The 15,920-nt window shown below is 43.8% G+C and carries 7 protein-coding genes; 6 read left to right on the top strand and 1 reads right to left on the bottom strand.

The features are described 5' to 3' along the window. Positions 1–65: 65 nt before the first annotated feature. The 4 genes from ACJJI6_RS04270 (at position 66) to ACJJI6_RS04285 (ending at position 9,960) form a co-directional block, all read left to right on the top strand. Complete coding sequence (locus ACJJI6_RS04270; RefSeq protein WP_475712586.1) at positions 66–1,289, top strand: CaiB/BaiF CoA transferase family protein; 1,224 nt, start codon at positions 66–68, stop codon at positions 1,287–1,289. A gap of 65 nt (positions 1,290–1,354) precedes the next feature. Beyond that, a complete protein-coding gene (locus tag ACJJI6_RS04275; RefSeq protein WP_475712587.1) occupies positions 1,355–1,720 on the top strand; it encodes a VOC family protein in 366 nt (121 codons plus the stop codon). 651 nt (positions 1,721–2,371) lie between these two features. Then, positions 2,372–9,589, top strand: coding sequence for an FG-GAP-like repeat-containing protein (locus ACJJI6_RS04280; RefSeq protein ID WP_475712588.1), 7,218 nt, complete (start codon positions 2,372–2,374; stop codon positions 9,587–9,589). 17 nt (positions 9,590–9,606) lie between these two features. Continuing rightward, positions 9,607–9,960, top strand: coding sequence for a hypothetical protein (locus ACJJI6_RS04285; protein ID WP_475712589.1), 354 nt, complete (start codon positions 9,607–9,609; stop codon positions 9,958–9,960). Between the two features lie 2,545 nt (positions 9,961–12,505). Here the strand turns inward: ACJJI6_RS04285 and ACJJI6_RS04290 are convergent. After that, complete coding sequence (locus ACJJI6_RS04290; RefSeq protein ID WP_475712590.1) at positions 12,506–12,832, bottom strand: hypothetical protein; 327 nt, start codon at positions 12,830–12,832, stop codon at positions 12,506–12,508. Between the two features lie 1,181 nt (positions 12,833–14,013). On the opposite strand from ACJJI6_RS04290, the gene ACJJI6_RS04295 reads away from it, so the two are divergent. Both ACJJI6_RS04295 and ACJJI6_RS04300 read left to right on the top strand, forming a co-directional pair. Then, positions 14,014–14,901, top strand: a complete 888-nt coding sequence (locus ACJJI6_RS04295; protein WP_475712591.1) for an AraC family transcriptional regulator — start codon at positions 14,014–14,016, stop codon at positions 14,899–14,901. Between the two features lie 504 nt (positions 14,902–15,405). Next, positions 15,406–15,789 carry a hypothetical protein gene (locus ACJJI6_RS04300; protein WP_475712592.1) on the top strand — a complete coding sequence of 128 codons (384 nt, stop codon included), beginning with the start codon at positions 15,406–15,408 and terminating at the stop codon, positions 15,787–15,789. Positions 15,790–15,920: the final 131 nt, after the last annotated feature.

Consider the following 15,920-nt stretch of genomic DNA (forward strand, 5'->3'; position numbering starts at 1 on the left):
AATTTATCTGTTAGGCTGCCGCAAAAATATGCGGTTAACCCGCAAGTAAGCGATATGAGGAAGTTATGGCAGGTCCACTCGCACACTTAAAGGTACTCGATTTAAGTCGTATTCTCGCCGGACCCTGGGCTGGGCAGGTATTTGCTGATTTTGGGGCTGAGGTTATTAAAGTAGAGCGCCCGGAACGAGGGGATGACACTCGCCACTGGGGTCCTCCCTACCTAAAGGATGAGAAGGGAAATGACACTGCTGATGCCGCTTACTACCTAAGTGCCAATCGCGGAAAAAAATCAGTTACCGTAGATATCACTACTGAAGATGGCCAGGCCTTGATCAAGGAGATGGCAGCCCGATGCGATATTCTTCTTGAAAACTACAAAGTAGATGGGCTGAAAAAGTACGGCCTGGATTATGAATCCATCAAGGCGATCAATCCTGGTGTTATCTACTGCTCGATTACAGGGTTTGGGCAAACTGGCCCGTACAAAAATCGAGCAGGCTATGATGCGATGATCCAGGGGATGGGTGGTCTGATGAGTATTACTGGTGTGCCGGAAGGGCAACCGGGTGCGGGCCCGCAAAAGGTGGGGGTGGCCGTAGCGGACCTGATGACGGGGATGTACGCGGTATCTTCTGTATTGGCAGCTGTTGTTCACCGGCAGCATACGGGCGTTGGCCAGCATATCGACCTCGCCTTATTGGATACCCAGGTTTCATGGTTGGCTAACCAAGCCCAAAATTACCTTACCTCTGGTAAAAGCCCTGAGCGACAGGGTACCGGCCATCCCAATATAGTCCCCTACCAGGCAGTCCCTTCAAAAGATGGCTATTTTATGTTGGCAGTGGGTAATGATGACCAGTTTAAACGCTTCTGCGGAATCGCAGGTGTAGAAGAACTGGCAGAAAATCCTGCCTACGGGACTAATTCAGCGCGGGTTATGGCCCGTGAAGAATTGGTGCCGCAGATTGAAGCTGCGACTCGTAAGCACGAATCCGCTTGGTGGCTCCAGCACCTTAGTGATGCTCATGTTCCCTGTGGGCCTATCAATACATTGGAGGAGGTTTTTGCTGATCCTCAAGTACAGGCCCGGGGTATGGTGGTTGAGCAGGATCATCCGGAAGCTGGAAAGGTGAAGACCGTGCGCAACCCTGTAATCTTCTCCGAGTCCGCACTCGAATACGCCCAGGCGCCGCCAGTATTGGGTGAGCACACTGAGGAAGTATTGCGAGATTTGCTTGGTAAAAGTGACGAGCAAGTAGAAGAGTTGCGGAACAAGAGTATTGTGTAAGTTATAGATAGATAACTTGCTGATAATCAGGCACAAGGATGTGCCTTGTAAATTAGGGAAAACAGATGGAACTCGACCACGTCAATATTACTGCTCCTATGGAAACCCTAAAGCGGGTACGGGACTTCTATGCCCAGGTTCTCGGTCTGACCGAGGGTGAGAGGCCAAATTTCAAGCGTAATGGATTTTGGCTCTATGGCAGTGGTAGGGCTATTTTGCATTTAATAGACGGTGAGGTGAGTGGTGACCAGCCTGAGAAACCCTACCTGGATCACATAGCTTTCCGTACAGATGAGCTTGAGCCGGTTAAGCAGCGTCTGGATGCGTTGGGAGTCGCCAATCACCTAATGGATGTGCCCGGACGCAATGTACGGCAATTAGTATTTTTTGATCCGGTAGGAATTAAAGTTGAGGTTAATTCTCAAGTGTGATCATGTCCGAGATATACTAATCGCTATTGCATCTGCTATTAGCAGTATTTGTTGACTATATGAGTACTTATTAGGCTCAAGAATAGTGCGCTTTTTATGGGTAAAGCTAATGCTCTAAAAAGTACCCCAAATAGCTATCGTTGTAACTAATGAAAAGCTGCAGCAATCTAATATTTAAATGATCTTCTGAAGTTTCTATTTTGTATATTATAAAACTTATCAAATAGAAAAATTCTCAATTTGCTCTGTTTTTTGGAACAATATCTTTATGGGTAATATGTTCCTTTTTGTAGGATTTTGTTAGATCTTAATACTTCACCTAAAAACTCTGATCGGTGCTTGAGTTTAGACTTGCCATTCACTGATGCGAAATTTTGTGTCTTGTATATTTCGCCTTTAATAGGCTGAAAGTGCTCACCACTAATTTAATCGTGAATTATTTTCTGCGCTTAAATCTTAAGATGGGTTGTTTTTTTAGTAAATACTCTATTAGGTTTGTTGGTCATGAGCCTGAGGGAATTAATAGTTATAAATATACTTGCCTCAGCTGGATGTATTTCGTACATTGCGCGGCTTTGATGTTTAGAGCTAACTTTTTCTTGTTAGTTCATAAAAATATGTTTTGGGGCCGGTTGTTCCGGGTTTGACTCTATGCGTTCCGTTATTGGTCTCCTGTGCTTATTAGTTACAGGTATGCTTTCTGTTACTGCAAATTCTTCAACTGGAATACGGGAGAATGGCTATAAGATTTACCTCGGAGACATTGATGGTGACGGACGCGAAGATCTATATTTTGAATACCATCGTCCGGTAATTCTTTTACATGGGGACATTTCCACTCCGGTAGTGATGCCGCAGTTGCCGAATTTTGTTCTGTACTTAAAGTTTGGTAGTGAAGATTACGAAGATCCGAGAGAAATAACATTATCTGAGTCGGAGGTCGCGGATCTCCAGCCCTTAGATGATGATCTTTCTGTGGTGGGGGATTTTAATGGTGATGGTCTTTCTGACTTATTAGTGCTAACAACCATGCCATTGGTTATCCATGCCGAGGGGGATGGTTTACCTGAGCTAGTTCAAGTCTTATCTATCGAGAGCCGTGATGATGACATCTCTTATGCTGCTGCAATCCTTACTAATGTAAGCCCGAACTCTATAGCTGTTAAGGATCATAATAGTGACGGTAGGGATGATATTTCTGCTGGAAACTTTCTATTTGAAGCGGATGAGAGTGGCACTTTTAGTAGCTATACGACTCCAGACAATATTCGAACTCCCAACATGGCAGGTGCCTCTGGCGGTCAGTTTAGGGTGAATGAATCTGGTGCTGCTACTTACTCTGTTCCGATAGCCACCGCAGCGGGCACCGCTGGTGTTGTACCTGAGGTTTCGCTGAACTATAGCAGTAGCGGGGGCAATGGTCTTGTTGGTAAGGGCTGGGCTATTGGTGGTCTTTCGGGTATCTCCCGATGTCGACAAACCCTATCTATTGATGGCAATGTGGGACCAATTAACTGGACCGAATCCGATAGATTTTGCCTTGATGGGCAGCGCTTAATAAATGTAAGTAATTTGCAATATGGTGCTGAGGGTGCGGTTTATAAGACAGAAATGGACTCCTTTGCAAAGATTACCTCTATTGGTGGCAGTCTTGGCAAGCCAGCTTATTTCAAGGTGGAGCGTAAGGACGGATCAGTTAGCTACTATGGAGAAAGCAGTGATTCGAAACAACTTGTGGGAGATCACGTTCTTACCTGGGCGCAAAGTCGTTTTGAAGACAGTGTCGGTAATCATATCGAGTTCCTTTATGACGGTAGTTCGGAAACAGGGCATCGCGTTAAGTTCATTCGTTATGCTTATGGCTCCGGCACCTATCAGGCAGAAATAGAGTTTGTCTACGAAGCTCGCCCTGAGTATCTCCGGGGCTTTACTTCAGGTTTTGAACTGACTACCACTAAGCGGCTGGAGAAAATTATTTCAAAATCCAGCGAGAGTGTAATTCGCGAGTATAATCTGGAGTATAAACCGGTTCTGCCTTTTATTCCTGACGATAATTATAACGATAGAACCTCATTACTAACATCATTACAGGAGTGCGTAAATTCTAAATGCCTTCCGGCAATCAGTTTCGATTGGTTGCAGGCACCGTGGCGACAATATGGCCCTCAATCAGAAGCAATAGACTTTTCCCCAACTAAAAATCGTTTTTTAAGCGATTATAAATACGCAGACTTTAATGGCGATGGTAAGCAGGATATCGTTTGGATTGAGGGATACAGTGACGATGGAAGTGACACTGATATCCGTGTTAAATACGCAATTTCGAACGGTTCAACGTTTGTTAAGCAGAGTTTTACCGGTGGAGTGTTTAGCTCTGAATACTATACCAGTTCTAATGTTGGTAAGGGTTTTGCCGTTCGAGTATTAGATTACAATGGTGATGGCCGCCATGATTTAGCAATTTATAATCCCCGTACAGCCTATGGAATTTCTGGTAATTACTGGCATATTTTCTTAAGCCGCTACGATAGTGGGAGTCAGCGCTGGAAACTGGATTCAAGGCCAATCAGTACGGGAAGATCCAATAAAGATGTAATTTTTGCCGACTTCAATGGAGATGGTTTGGCGGACTACATCTCAGTTTCTTACAGTAGTAGTTCTGGAGCAAAAGTACTCGTTCGTTTGCTCGAGGCTTCTGGAGAGGCGGCTTTATCTGACCGGTATTACAAGTTCAGTGATGATTACATCACCTATCCATTAAATATTTCTGGCGCCAGCAATATGAATTCCGGCAGCCGTGTTCCAGATACCCTGGGGGATTTTAATGGCGACGGTGCAATGGATATTGTGGTGGCAACCTCTGAGGGGTTTGAGGTTGCAACTTTTGATCAGGATGCTGGGGAGTTCAACTCCATGGGCATCCTTTCAACTACCAATGCGACCAAAAGTCCAATCGCAGTAGACATTAATGGTGATGGCCTTACTGATATTGCCTATACCTCGGATTCAGGTAGCTTACACGGCCAGTTAAGTACCGGTACAGGCTTTGTTTTCTTGGGCTATCTGGGCGGTAGTAGAGGTACTTTTGTAGACCTTAATAACGATGGCTATCAAGATTTTGTCTGGCCTTCTTCCAGTAGTGATATGGTTTATGCTCGATTCTTCGATGAAAATACTGGCGACTTTGTTGAGTTAGGTGATCGTAAGAATTTTGATGCTGTTCCCCCCTGTTTCTCTTCACTCATAGAGCGTAATCTTGCCTGTGGCGGCCTGGAAGATAATGATTTAATTTGGTTTGCAGACACTGACGGCGACGGAGAGCCTGATTACCACCGATATGATAATTCTAGTGGTAAAGTCTATACCCGATTGGATAATACCCTTGACTCCCAATACAAAAATACTCCGCGAAACGTTATTAATAAAATTGATAATGGCTTAGGAAATATTACCCAAGTCACCTATGAAAACATGGTGAGCGATGGGGTCTACTCTCGCCTGGATATATCGACAGAAGGCAGTAATGATGCTTTTTATACTGCGCTAAATGGAAATTGGACACTGCCTAGTGGCAGTCATACCCTAGGTAAGGATAAGCCGGTATTAGATATATTGAGTCCCATGTATCTGGTTTCTAAAGTTGAGAGTTCCGCTCCAGCCGCCAGCGCCGCCCCTGGCTCAGTAAACCAGACTTCGTTAAGTTCGGTGTCCTATCACTACCATCAAATGAAGCTCCAGGCAGCGGGCCGGGGTATGCTGGGCTTCCAGAAAATTAGTACCACCGACAATCAAACAGGTGTGGTCACGGAAACTACATACCGTCAGGATTTCCCATTTGTAGGTATGCCGCTGCAAACAGAAACCCGCTCAAAAGAGGGGCAACTTCTAAGTAAGGCTGAGAACAACTGGCGTTTGCAGGGCTGGAGTGGCAGTGGTCAACCGCAAGCACCTTACCAGCCGTATATTTATGAGGCGGTAGAAGAAACCTACGATCTTAAAGACGAAGGTGCCGCTCAGGGAGACTTACTGCAAGTCGTTACCACTACTAACAGTTATGATGCCTATGGCAATGTGCTCAGTATTACCTTAGTCACTGAAGACGGTGTCTCTGGTGAGCAATTTACCAAGAAAACAGAAAATACTTACGGAAGCTCTACCTGGGAAAAAGAGAAAGGCCGACTTGTTAGCTCAAAAGTGACAAACACTCGCCCTGGCATGTCTAGCCATATACGGGAATCGGCATTTACTTATTACTCATCAGGTATCCACCAAGGGCTGTTGAAGACTGAAACCATTGAGCCAAATCAATCACAGTACAAGCAGACAACGTCCTATGAATATGACGATTTTGGCAATGTTAATAAAAAGACAGTAGCGGCTTCCGGTGAAGAAGAGCGTAGTGCAACTACGGTGTATGACCTTTCCGGTCGATTTGTATCGGAAAGCTATAACGCGCTCGGCCACCTGACAGAGAAAGTGGTTTCTCGCAATCAATTTGGCGCTCCACTGGAAATTCAGGGAATGAATGGTCTGGTAACGGTATTTGCCTATGATCAATTTGGTCGGAAGACGATTAGCCGAAGCAATACTGGTGCTGACAAAATCACTGAATATGAGCGCTGTGTAATCGGATGCCCAGCTGGTGGCCAATACATGGTTACCATCAGTAGTAGTACTGGCAGCTGGAGCAGGGAGTACTTTGATTCGTTAGGCCGTTCTATTCGTACTGAAACCAAGGGGTTTAACCAGAGAATCTACGCCGACAAAGAGTACGACAATCTAGGTCGGGTGAAATTTACCAGCGAACCTTACTTCTCTGGTGATACACGACTATGGTCTGAGATGGAGTATGACCTGCTCGGCCGTCCAACCCGAGTAACTACTCCAGATGATGCTGAGTCGACTATTTCATATGCAGGTCTTAAGGCCATTACTACAAATGATAAAGGTCAGCAGAAATTTGAGATAAAAAATGTCGCTGGAGAACTGATTGAAGTTGTCGATGCTATAGACGGCCGCCTTACTTATGAGTACGACAGTCAGGGTAATCTGCATAAAGCCAAGTCATGGGGTAAGGTGAATAGTGCGGGTAGTCATATCGATGAAGGCGATGATCTCAACTATCCCATTGTGGTCACCATCGAGTATGACGATCTAGGTCGTAAAATCAGCATGGATGACCCTGATAAGGGAGACTGGCAATACGAATATACGGGTTACGGTGAGCTTAAAAAGCAAACCAATGCAAATGGCCATACTGTAGAGTTCACCTATGACAAGTTGGGTCGGCAGTCGACTCGTACCGAAAAGTTGAAGGGTGACTCTGCTCCAACCAGCGATGTCGCTTGGTTCTATGACAGCGCTACCAATGGCCTGGGACAGGTAGAGATGGTCATGGACAGCGTCTCAGGTTACCAGGCGGTGTATCAGTATGACTATGTTGGTCGAAACCATATTCAGGCCGTGGATTTTGATGGGGATGGCTCTCAACCCTCCTATATTTCTACCACTGTGTTCGATGGTCATGGGCGTATTGAATATAGCTATGATGCCCTGGATAGCATGCTCGATGATGGAAAGTCGGGTATTCAGAACTTTTACAATACCTATGGCTATTTATACAAAATTGTAGATCTTGCAACTGGGGACCTAATCCAAGAGGCAAAAGATCAAACCGCGCGTGGTCAGTTGAAAGAACAGTTGCTTGGCAACGGTGCCACCACGAGCTTTAGCTACGAAAGCACGACCGGTCGATTACTGAACCAGACTTCCACAGTATTGGGCGCCTTTGGCATTCAAAATATCACTTATCAGTGGGATACCCTGGGCAACCTTACTAGCCGCCACAACCAAAGTGGTAAGAAGGATCTACGTGAGAGTTTCTGTTACGACAACCTCAACCGCTTGATCAAAACCCATGTCGGTAGCAGTAGCTTTAGTTGCAGTGGTCTCAGTACCTCTGAACAGGATATTCGTTATAACGCGATCGGCAATATCACTTATAAGGCTGGCGTAGGGGATTATGTCTACGGTGAGAATGGGGCAGGGCCACATGCCGTGACAACAGCCGGCGGCGTTAGCTACAACTACGATGCCAATGGCAATATGACCGCAGATGGTTTCGACGGTGGTCGGACTATTAGTTACACCACTTTCGATAAAGCCTCCCTGATCAAAAAGGGCAACAGCACCACAGAGTTCCTCTATGGTCCTAACCATAGTCGGTATTACCGCAAGGACAGCAATAGTAATAATGGCGAAGTGACGGAGACCTGGTATATCGGTGGTATCGAGCGTGTCCAAAAGTCCAGTACTCCCAATGAAATTGAATGGAAGCGGCACTTGGGTGGTACAGCTATCTATACCGTAAAAACGGATCTGGATTATAAGGTGCTATCCAAGGACAAGCTGTTCTTGTACAAAGATCATCTGGGTTCCATGGATCTGATTACCGATGAGGCTGGTACTGTAGTGCAGGAGATGTCCTTCGATGCCTGGGGGCAACGTAGGGATACGACTAGCTGGAATGCACTCTCTCTCACAGCGCTATCGAGCTTCGATCACAGCCGAACCACCCGTGGTTACACCGGCCATGAAATGCTGGATGAGGTGGGCCTGATTCATATGAATGGCCGCATCTATGATCCGCGTTTAGGACGCTTTATGCAGGCTGATCCATTTATTCAGGCTGCTGCGGATACGCAGATGTATAACCGCTATAGTTATGTGCGGAACAATCCGTTGAATGCTTCTGATCCAAGTGGATATTTTGTAACTTTAATTGCGGCCGCGGTAGCAATTGCATTGGATGTGCAATTAGTAACTGCTGCGATCATGGTTGGAGTTGCTGGCTTTACTGAGGCGATGATTAATGGTGCATCGTTTTCTGATGCATTGGTTTCAGGCATATCTTCAGCAGCGTTAACCTATTTGGGTGGTGGTGGAGGTGGATATATTGATCTGCTAGGCGCAACAGGAAAGCAGTTCTTAATTGAAGGTCTTAAATTTGGGGTTGCAGGAGGTATTACGTCGATCCTTCAAGGTGGAAAGTTCGGGCATGGCTTCACATCTGCTTTTGTCGGGGGAATTACAGGTGGAATACCAGGGCTACAAGGAAATGGCGCAATACAAATTTTTGGCAGAACCGCGGTTGGCGCTGCTGTCGGGGGAACTATCAGTAAGGCTACTGGTGGTAAGTTTGCAAATGGAGCGAAGTCGTCGGCATTTAGCGCATTGATCACAGGTATTGCTGGTCGATATCAAGAAAGATTGGCTAACCTTGCGGAACAAAATAGACCTCGGGTAGATTTTGGTGAGATAGAGTTAGAAATAGGTGTCAAAACTGTTGATATGGCAGTGGAGCTAGATATTTCACCTTCGTATGATCCGGAGTTTTCAGTTCCGAATACTGTAGGGCACAAAGAAGTCCCACAAACAGATATGTCAATACCAAGTTGGGGCTCCGCAAAAGTTGGTGATAGTTTTGGAATTCCAGATCCATTTGGGCCTAGAGCAAATACAGGACTCCTAGGTACTGAATTACAATTAACTGGTTGGAATCAGCGCTTGATAAATCAAGCACATTCACAAGTTGTAACTGTTATTGCTGTAGCAACTTCAGCTCCGCTAGTAATCGGTGAAGGAGTTGGCGCTGGAGCAGTTTATTTGGGAAGTCCTACGGGAAAGATCGCTGCTTACCGAGCCTTAACTGCTATGGCCGAAATCCAAGGTGTTCCTAATGTGGCGGCATCTGGGACATATATGGGGGAGGTATTCTTTACTGCTTCACAGGGGGGCGCAGTGATAGGGGGTGCAGCAATTCCAAGAGTAGTGGCGCCCGCTGTTGGGGCCGTATTAGTGGCGAAATAAAGATTATGAGTTTTAGATTGAAATTGAAGATTTTATTCTATCCACTTAAAGGGTTTTTTAGCTTGTTGATATTTTTCCTAGTAGCTGTTTTTGCACTGTTTATGGCATTTAACTCGACAAGAAATTTAGCGCCAGGTAAGTCTTTTATGGTGGAAGTTGTTTTATCTCATGGCACTGGCCCTGCTAGTGGGGCTAAGGGACTGCCAAGATTTTTCCTGTCAGTGAGGAGAGCAGGAAGTGAAATAAACGATGTTTGGTCAGATCGTTTTTTCTCTACTGGTTCGAGGGTTTGTATTCAAGAAGTGCTTAAGGATAGTAAGGTTGTCGTGCGTTACAAGGTTGTAAATGAAAGTAATTGCGATGCTAACTAGCGAAGCATTTTTTTGAGGGGGTAAAGTTATTCTTAGTGTATAGGCTCGGCTATTGAAGTAAAGGTTGTGTTGAGTGTAAGCCGGCTGCTATCTCAGTTGCTTTAAGTGATTTTATTGTTTGAATAATTGCGCAAGGTGTTAATAGTGTATGAGATAAAGAGATATTTAATTTTCGGGATGCTTTTTTAAGTATTTCAGCGGTCGCCTATGAAGGCCGATATACTACTGATGGCTTCTCCTTGGGCTAGGGTTGCATCTAATGTAAGTGCGTATTTTACTCTATGCCTGCTGCCGATCGTTGTTTTGACGGTAAAGTCAATGTTGTTGATGCAGAGGGTCCAGAAATAAAGAGCATGGTGATGTGTTTAGTTCTTACCATAAATTTTTTTTTGGAAGTAAAATGAATTTTGGGCTGGGGTCGAAATTGGTGAAACTGTAGATGGTTCGTGATAGGAAGTGCGCCCTTTATACTATTTGCTTTTGCCTTATGCTGATACGTGCGCGGCTGGTGTATTACGCGATTTGATAGCTTTGTTAAGAGATTGCTATTTTATATACCGTGTCGAATTCAGGACACCCATAGATCAAGAGAAGTATAAGAGCACCTTGATAGTCATCATTTCCTCTTGGCTATAGCCTCAGGGGACTGCGGTTGGCGCTTTTCACCTTCCTACACCCGCGAATTTGCAGCTCCTTATACTGTTGGGCCAAAGAGATTCCACAAACAGATATGTCAATACCAAGTTGGGGCTCCGCAAAAGTTGGTGATAGTTTTGGAATCCCTGGTCCGTTTGGCCCAAAAGCTCCTCCAGGTACTCTAGGTAAAGATATGGTTATGGGAATCCCATCAAGCTTAGCGGAAAGTATTAGACATGAGACTTTGGCTGTAGTTGGAGCTCCGGTTTGTGTGGTTAATGTTGGGTGTGTTGCTTCAGTAGGCAGCAGCATGTTGTATGACTCATGGATGGGGAACCCCGTCTCACTAAAAAGCGCAGTAATTAGTGGAGGGGCGTCTATAGCAGTTGGGCCAGTTTTTCGAAGGCAGGATCGGCTACTGGATCTGTGGGAGGTGCTGCTATCTGGGAGCTAAATGGCTTTACTTCTGGATTTGGTACCGGTAGTGCAATTGAACATGTAATAGGTAACTGAAGATGAATTTTATCTTTATAATTTTTGTGTTGTTTTGCGTCTTGTTTGTTCCTGCTTTTCTTATTGAGAAAGGAAAAAGTTTCTCTCTAGGTATTAAGTTGTTTTTTGTTATATTTATTGTTGTTTTTATTTTTCTTTATGTGATTAATTTGGCTTCGCGTGATGGTGTTGACTTCTTTAAGAATATTTACAGTTATATGCTTCCTTTGTTTGTGGCGTCTTGCTCGTCAGGTAGGTTTTTTTATTTAAGATGGATTAAATTGGGATAATTAAAATAGGGAGGCTCCATAAGGCTCTAGTGAGAAAGGTGACATGTATTCACTGTTCATGAAAGATTTTCAGAATGTGGAAGATCAAAAAAGTGAAGCTGCGGTTGTTACATGCTGGATTAAAATCTTCAGGTCGTACAGTTGACTAATCATGCTGATATTCAGTCAAAGGGTGTGGCAGATTGGGTACCGCAATAAGATCTATAGGAAAATAAGGATATGAAGTCAACTAAAGGTCGCCCCGATGGAACAGATCTTGTTTGTGATATAGAAGATATGCTCGCCGCCGCAGAAAGAAAATCAAGAAGCTAGTACGTAGCTCTTCAATGGCAGCGGCTAGATTGACCTGCTAAAAAGGCCGAGCGGTTCTTTTACTAAAAAGTAAAGCTCTTGGGAAAATCGAGAGCAACCATAAGGGGGCGATGTCAATAAGCTATGCAGCTTACTCGATGTATCGAAGAGTGGTTTTTACATTTATACGTGGTGACCTCTTGATGAGTTAGAGTTGTGCAAGCATAACCATCACCTTATACGGATGCATTGCTGAGCTGTACTAGGGGTGGGGGAGATGAAGCGTGTCAAATGCATCAGCACACAAGATGTAAAATCTTATCTTGTAATGCTAGTGACTATTTATGAATTGGAATCAACTATTTACTTGCGCTTACAAAGTAGAAGAGGAGTGGCTGCGATTTTATTAAAGTCAGAACTGGCTTACGATGAGTGAAAATTAATTGAATTCAGCCTCCCTCAGAATAGTGTCGTAAGGGTGGTCCAAAACCCATAGATGACCGAATATATTTCGAAGGTACCTTGTGGGTTTTGCGTTCAGGCACACTATGGGAAGGTCTTTCATCCTATTATCTATCATCGAGAGTTTTCCGGAGAAGGCTTAAGTTTTAGGAAGAACAGGAGCTTTGCTATATGCATGGAGAAAGTATCTAGAATGGTAGGATCAGCAGCCTTTTCTAAATAGGGGGTTTTCTTGTGGTAGCTTTGTGCCTGCAAAAGGGGAGTTAAGAATAGGAAATCTAAACTGGCGCTGTTACTAATTTTGAATTTGCAGCAGGTTAGCTTCGCCTGCCGCTAATCACTTTCTTTAAAGAGGGTAAGTTCAGTATTTATAATTAAATATACCCATATTCTACCGCATAAATTCTGCAGTAGCTGTTTGATGATCCGCTCCACAAATCATCATCGTAGCCGCGAATAGTGATTGCAAGCCCTGCATGATAGGCGGAAATCAGCAGGCTTAGATTGGAAGAGTATCCCGGTCTAGTTTCATCGATCCAGTATCCTCCTGAACAATTATCACCATTTTCTTCAAGAACTATAGAGATATCTTGATTGTGGTAGGATGTAATACGCTTAATTTTAGAGGACGGGGATCGCTCAATGCTTGCAAAGGCAGATTGTGCGGTCAAGGCAAACAATAAAACTAGAATGGTTCTCATGGTAAAAGTCACGAAAAGATAATTAATAATCCTTGATGGATAATGTGATCTGAATCCTATCCAGAAGGGTGAATTGTATATCTTTTGTCCTTTCTAGGGAAGCTGTTTTACACGGATTGCCCAAGTGGAATTCGTTACTCGATAGCATGCTTTGGCCTGATGTCGATATCAGATTTGGATTGAATAAGGTGTCAGGTAATGGGCAGAGTAGGGTGTAAAATAAAGCCTCTTTGAGGGGCATTCTATATTTCAAATTACCAGATTGGTAAAAACCCTTATTTACGATTTAGATCATTAAAAGTTGCGTTGAACTTATTAAGGAGCTAGCAGAGCGACTTCGGAAAGCTCAATTATCTCGTATATGAGGTTGAGTTGATAAATTCTATAACTTTGCGTTGCTTATACTTGTGATGCCAGAAATTGTACGAAGATAATATTGTTCTAGGTTAATTTAATTATATGTATTATTTGTGGGTGAGTTAATTCTGTGCTTGCGGAATCTTAAAATTATTTCCTAAATTTTATTGCACAGTACAGTCTTCTAGTCGAACATTGATGATATAGGTTTTTTATATGATCCTCTTTCTTGCAACAAATTAGTCTTGACTGCCTGACATTTCGAGAAGATGTTTACTCTTTAGTTGGCGTGTCAGTACAGGTACTTGTTTTGTAAAAGGTGGGTTAAGCCGTAATCTATCAAGCTTAAGACTCTGGTCAATACCACCTTAAGGGGGTTCGCTTGCAAATTTACATTCCCCTCCAACAAGCCATGGCTATTCTGTCTAAGGTTGGGCTTGCACCTCCAGGTGAGCTTTCATTTAATTAGCCATATAAGTAATCAAGGATATATAATAATGACTTCCTGGTCACTTGCTTGGGGTTGTGGGCGCCAAAAAGACGTGGAGAGTAATCTCCAGTGGGCAAATTGCTTATACCGTCAACTTGTGCAGATGCAGTCAGCAAGGTACGTAAAGATATTAAGTAAATATTCAGAAGCTCCCTAGGCTATTGTTTTCGGGAATTTTTGCTAGAACACATTCTTTATGGGCACCCATTTTAACTTGATTATTTGCCTGGAAAGCACTAGGTGTCACCTGTGATTGTTTGTTTTTACAGGTTGAAAAATTGATGGACTTCATGTTTTATTGCTAACAAATATCTCCTGTTAAAGATAATAATTTATGCCAGATAGTGAAGAATCAGTTGTATTTAAAATACAAGGGAAAATGGTAATTGGTCAGCGTAAATTCAGGGCACCGTTAAGTTATCAAGACCGTTTAGTTGATGAGGCAAGGCTGGTTTACGTAATTAGTGGCTGTTCAACCCTGGTTTGTGGTGATGAAACCCTCACCTTGAGTCCAGGTGCCACTGTGCTAATGAAGACAGATAATTTTATTAATCAGTGGCATGAAGATGGAATAAACAATGAAATTAATTTCATCGGTTTTCGGCTAACGTCAGAGCTATTACAGAGACTCTACCCAAGTGGTATGCCTGATGTCTTTGGTAATAATGGCGAAAGAAGGGCTGCTGTTAAGGAGGATAATAAGTCCAATAATCAGCCCCCCTCGGCTGAGCGCCTGCAGGAATCTGTACTGCTCTCTAATTATATGCGTAGCATAATTGACTATATCCAGCAGCCAGAAGTATTCAGTGAGCCACTGGTGGTATTAAAGATTCGAGAATTAGTAGAGCTCATCCCCAGGCTCGATAGCAGTGGAACAGTTGTGAAGATGTTGGGGCAGTTGTTCATCAGGCAACAGCCTAAACTTCAGGAAGTGGTGCAAGCTCACTTATACTCCTCTCTGAAGCTGGCGGATTTAGCTTTTCTATGCCATATGAGCGAGTCAACATTTACTCGTAAATTTAAGCAAGTCTATGGCAGTAGTGCCACGAAATATATTACCTCGAAACGGATGGAGAAAGCACAGCAGCTGATTCTCAATAGCGATCTTAGCCTGACTGAAGTTGCTTTGGAGTGTGGTTTTGATGAGCTTAGTTACTTCTCCCGGGTGTTCAAGCAGCACTATCAAGTAGCCCCTTCCCAAATGCGTAAAAAGGCGATTTGACGGATTTGTACAAATCCTTGACTGGATGTTCCAAGTAAAGTGTTGGCTTGCTGGTTAATCTAGTCCTTGTCTTAACAGCGTACTTTTCTAACGATATGTCGTTATATTTAAACCCTCTTGTTATTGAGGGGGTAAAGAATGAATACATGCTCATTGCTGGTGCTAATGGTGATGTTGGTTTTACGTTTAGCCCGACGAGCATTAGTTGTCGTCCTGGTGGTTTGATTAGAACCCTCCTAGGGCAAACTATAGCTGATACCGCTGAAGACTATAAACCAGTCACTTTTATTACTTGCTCATGTTTGCTGGAAGCCTGAATGCTAATCACTCTGCCCCCTGCGCAATCAAAAATAGTGAGACTTGATACAGTCAATTAGTAGCACTGCTTTGGTCTGTTATCCGGGCTAAGGGCCTCTTGAGGTCTCGCAGAAATGATAAGGAATTTTTCAGGGGATCTTTGAGTTCTCATTCTGTTCATTTAATCAACCAGATGGAATATTTAATATGATTCGTTTCGCACAATTTCTTTCCGGTATATTTGTACTTATATTGGGTTCGGCTGGCTTAGTGACCATGCTTTTCCCGGAAGTTGTTAATGGTCCAGCAGGGTTTGATGCCACAACTAATTACGGTTTCACTAACCTACGTACTCTCGGTGCCCCCACACTTAGCTTAGCGATTATTACAGCAATTGGTGCCTTTCGCAAAGAGTGGTTATTAATACTTCCTGCCTCGATGTACTTTCTATTTAATGGTTCTTCGCGGCTTATTTCTGTATTGGTTGAGGGCTACGAGCCCGTAATGCTGACTGGTTTGGTGGTGACATTTACACTATTTATTCTGTCCCAGGTAGCTGTGTACAATTTCCGTCGTGCAGTTTTGACGTAGGTTCAGAAAATGTAGGGTGTTGGCGGTGTTTACTGTAAATATCACACCGCCTCTCTTTCAGAACGTCGCAGAAATGAGGGTGACTCTATGGAAATTGTGTACTTGATTGATGGTGAGGTTAGTGGTGCGTT

It is taken from the genome of Microbulbifer maximicatervae (SeqCode) (genome assembly GCF_056232625.1).